The sequence below is a fragment of the Streptomyces griseoloalbus genome (assembly GCA_014650015.1).
Lineage (GTDB): Bacteria > Actinomycetota > Actinomycetes > Streptomycetales > Streptomycetaceae > Streptomyces > Streptomyces griseoloalbus.
In genome coordinates this window covers 1-876 of the sequence record BMUD01000087.1, presented here as the reverse complement: position 1 = coordinate 876, position 876 = coordinate 1, and the positions used below count along the sequence as shown (strand labels likewise).

Below are 876 nucleotides of genomic sequence, written 5' to 3'. Positions count from 1 at the left end.
AACGATTTCATTAGGGAACATCCCTATGAAGAGGATAGGGTGAAGTTTCTCCTGAGCAGCGTCATAGAGCAGTTAAAGTGACAAGAAAAGTACATTCTTTTAATTTTTTGTACGCAATTAAAATTGGATCTTTTCGGCTCACCTGAAAAAGTGTGTGGATTAAGCATACAATCTTGTTAGTCTGAAGAGAAAGAATTTCTTGTCAATGATGCCCCGAAGTTGTGCTCTGAAATGCTTGACTTTCGCATTGAAAGATTCTGCCGAAGCATTGGTAGAGCGAAAGACAAAATAGTTAAGGATTTCATCTTCTCTATCGTACATAGCTGCCGCAATGTCATTGAAAGCCTTGTTGCCGAACTCTGCAACCTTACTGTACCATGAGCGTAAACTCAAAGTGCCCTGTTCCTTGGAACACCTTTGTGAGAAAATCATTCTAAGCGAATGAGTAAGCGTAAATGCCGTCTTGATGGCAGGAAACTCACGGAACAATATTTCGGCTCTCTCTTTCTGTGTTTCCGTCCATTTGTCGGGCGACATCATCAATAGCGCCTTGCTCCGCGCCAGTAGTTCAGCCCTTGTCTCCTCGTTCTCCAACCGCTTGGGACAGAACTTTGCATTGCGTCTGATGGTGTATCCATCCTCGTCAACCCAAGGACCATCATTCTTTATCAGTTCCTTCATTCTGAGACGATGCTCTTCACGGTCGTTGGCATCCTTTGTCATCTGTTCCCTGCGATACTCCCTGCGCACTTCTTGCAAGGCTTCAAGGCAGAACTGCTGATGGTGGAACCTGTCTAGTGTAAGCATGGCTTTGGGGAAGCAAGTTTCCACGATACTGTGCATACTCTCGGAAAAGTCCAGCGTCACCTCAACAAC

General features: G+C 45.0%; 1 protein-coding gene. It reads right to left on the bottom strand.

The genetic code is table 11. From position 1 onward, the window contains the following. Positions 1 to 159 precede the first annotated feature (159 nt). Positions 160 to 876, bottom strand: a 717-nt coding sequence (locus IE178_RS37105; RefSeq protein ID WP_193515074.1) for a transposase, incomplete at its 5' end; no start/stop codon positions are given.